The 3,377-nt window shown below is 67.2% G+C and carries 2 protein-coding genes; one reads left to right on the top strand and one right to left on the bottom strand.

From position 1 onward, the window contains the following. Positions 1-268: 268 nt before the first annotated feature. Positions 269-1,456 (bottom strand): CaiB/BaiF CoA-transferase family protein, encoded by a 1,188-nt coding sequence (locus tag QZ609_RS25585; RefSeq protein WP_295501039.1) that lies wholly within the window; start codon positions 1,454-1,456, stop codon positions 269-271. 186 nt (positions 1,457-1,642) lie between these two features. Here QZ609_RS25585 and alaS point away from each other — a divergent pair. Continuing rightward, the coding region (gene alaS, locus QZ609_RS25580) for an alanine--tRNA ligase (protein WP_295501034.1) at positions 1,643-3,377 on the top strand (1,735 nt) is incomplete at its 3' end.

The following is a 3,377-nucleotide window of genomic DNA, read 5'->3' as shown; positions in this document are numbered from 1 at the left end:
TGATTTACGGCTTTCTCGTCCATGCCCCGGCGGCCTTGCGGATCTCCTTGAAGAGTCTGATCGGCGCGGGCCTCTTCTTCGCCGTCCTCGGCCTCGTCGGGATACATGGCCTCTCGCCTCTCCTTGGGTTGTTGCGCGGCGAAGGCTTCAGCGAAGTCAATGCGCCCCAGCTTCTCAAAGGCTACGGATCGGCGGTGGCCTGTCTCGCGCCGGTGATCCTCTGGGCGGGCTTTCGCTTGAGCTCCGCCTGGCGCTTCGCCAGCGCCGCTTACCTCCCCTTGGGCCTTGCGCTCGTCCTCTCGGTGGGCAGCCTCGCCGGACTCTTCGGTCTGGCCGCCGCGCTTGTCTTCGGCGGCGCGGCGCTCATCTTGACCGGGCTGCCGACCAGCTTGACGGTGCCGGCGCTCGGGTGGGGCAGATCGACGCGCAGGCCGCGCGCTTGTACCTGCTCGTTGTCGAACACCTCGTCGAGCGAATTGATCGGACCGCACGGCACGCCGGCGGCTTCGAGCTTGTCGATCCACTCGGTCTTGCCGAAGCGCTTGACCATCTCGGCCAGGATCGGCACCAGCACGTCGCGGTTGGCCACGCGCTGCGGGTTGGTGGCGAAGCGCGGGTCGTCGGCCAGCTCGGGGCTGCCGCCGGCTTCCACGAAGCGGCGGAACTGCCCGTCGTTGCCGACCGCGACGATGATCCAGCCATCGGCGGTCTGGAAGGTCTGGTACGGCACGATGTTCGGGTGCGCGTTGCCCCAGCGCTTGGGCGCCTGGCCGCTGGCCAGGTAGTTGGTGTTCATGTTGGCCAGCATGGCGACCTGCACGTCGAGCAGCGCCATGTCGATGTATTGGCCCTCGCCGGTGCGGTCGCGGTGGGCGAGGGCGGCCAGCACGGCCACGGTGGCGTACATGCCCGTCATCAGGTCGGAGATGGCCACGCCGGCCTTCTGCGGGCCGCCGCCGGGCAGGTCGTCGCGCTCGCCCGTGAGGCTCATGAAGCCGCCCATGCCCTGCACGATGAAATCGTAGCCGGCGCGCGCGGCGTACGGGCCGGTCTGGCCGAAGCCGGTGATGGAGCAGTAGACCAGGTCCGGCTTGATGGCCTTGAGCGAGTCGTAGTCGAGCCCGTATTTCTTGAGCTGGCCGACCTTGTAGTTCTCGAGCACCACATCGGCGTGCGCGGCGAGCTTGCGGACGATGTCCTGGCCTTCGGGCGTGCTGATGTCGACGGTGATCGAACGCTTGTTGCGGTTGGCGGCCAGGTAGTAGGCGGCTTCCGAGGTGTCCTGGCCGGCCTCGTCCTGCAGCCAGGGCGGGCCCCAGGTGCGGGTGTCGTCGCCGGCGCCGGGGCGCTCCACCTTGATGACGTCGGCGCCGAAATCGGCGAGATTCTGCGCGCACCACGGGCCAGCGAGCACGCGGGTCAGGTCAAGAACACGGAGATGGCTCAGAGCGCCCATGGATTGATGAATCGACACAATCGGAACGCGTGCACTGTACACCACCCTCCCGCATCCCCCCAGCCCCATGCGACGAACGGGCGCTGATCCGGTGCGAACCTCGTATAATTAACGGTTTGCACTGATCCAACAGCGTTCAGGAGCCCCGGGCTCCCGGGCGCCATGCTGACACCGGCACCCCGCGACATGAAAGCCTCCGATATCCGCCAAAAATTCCTGACGTTCTTCGAGACGAAGGGCCACACCGTGGTGCGCTCTTCGCCGCTGGTGCCGGGCAATGACCCGACGCTGCTGTTCACCAACTCCGGCATGGTGCAGTTCAAGGACGTCTTCCTCGGCACCGACAAGCGCCCGTACGTGCGCGCGGCCTCCGTGCAGCGCTGCCTGCGCGCCGGCGGCAAGCACAATGATCTGGAGAACGTCGGCTACACCGCGCGTCACCACACCTTCTTCGAGATGCTCGGCAACTGGTCGTTCGGCGACTACTTCAAGCGCGACGCACTCATGTGGGCGTGGGAGCTGCTGACGCAGGAATACAAGCTGCCGGCCGAGAAGCTGTGGGCGACGGTCTATCACAACGATGACGAGGCCTACGACATCTGGACCAAGGTCATTGGCCTGCCGCCCGAGCGCGTGGTGCGCATCGGCGACAACAAGGGCGCGCCGTACGCCTCCGACAACTTCTGGCAGATGGCCGAGACCGGCCCGTGCGGCCCGTGCTCCGAGATCTTCTACGACCACGGCCCGGACATCTGGGGCGGCCCCCCGGGCTCGCCGGAAGCCGACGGCGACCGCTACATCGAGATCTGGAACAACGTGTTCATGCAGTTCGACCGCCAGCTCGATCCGGCCACCGGTGAATACACGCTGACCCCGCTGCCCGCACCCTGCGTGGATACCGGCATGGGCATGGAGCGCCTGGCCGCGATCCTGCAGCACGTGCACAGCAACTACGAGATCGACCTGTTCCAGGCCCTCATCGCCGCCGCTGCGCGCGAGACCAACACGACGGATCTGGCCAACAACTCGCTGCGCGTGATTGCCGACCACATCCGCGCGTGCTCGTTCCTGATCGTCGACGGCGTGATCCCGGGCAACGAAGGCCGCGGCTACGTGCTGCGCCGGATCATCCGCCGCGCCATCCGCCACGGCTACAAGCTGGGCTGCCGCGCCGCGTTCTTCCACAAGCTGGTGGACGACCTCGTCACGCAGATGGGCGAGGCCTATCCGGAACTGCGCGACGCGCGCGACCGCGTGATCGACGTGCTGCGCACGGAAGAAGCGCGCTTCTTCGAGACCATCGAGCACGGCATGTCGATTCTCGACGGTGCGCTGGGCGAGCTGAAGGCCTCGGGCAGCAAGATGCTCGACGGCGAACTCGCCTTCAAGCTGCACGACACCTTCGGCTTCCCGCTGGACCTGACGCAAGACGTCTGCCGCGAGAACGACATGATCGTCGACGAAGCCGCCTTCGATGCCGCCATGAACCGCCAGCGCGAGCAGGCACGCGCCGCCGGCAAGTTCAAGCTGGCCGCCGGCACGCTCGACTACACCGGCGACAAGACCACCTTCCACGGCTACGACCAGCTCGTGCGCGACACCGCGCGCGTGACGGCGCTGTTTGTCGACGGCGTGTCGGTCGAGGCCATGCAGCCGGGCCAGACCGGCGTGGTGGTGCTGGACCACACCCCGTTCTATGCGGAGTCCGGCGGCCAGGTCGGCGACCAGGGCACGCTCAAGGCGGCCACCGTCTGGTTTGACGTGGCCGATACGCTCAAGGTGCTGCCGGAAGTGTTCGGCCACCACGGCGAGCTGCGCACCGGCGTGCTGAAGGTCGGCGATGCCGTGGCTGCGGAAGTGGACGCCGTGCGCCGCGCGCGCACCATGCGCAACCACTCGGCCACCCACCTGATGCACAAGG

The sequence above is a fragment of the uncultured Ralstonia sp. genome, from assembly GCA_913056305.1.
Taxonomy (GTDB): domain Bacteria; phylum Pseudomonadota; class Gammaproteobacteria; order Burkholderiales; family Burkholderiaceae; genus Ralstonia.
This window is presented reverse-complemented; position numbering and strand designations above follow the sequence as displayed.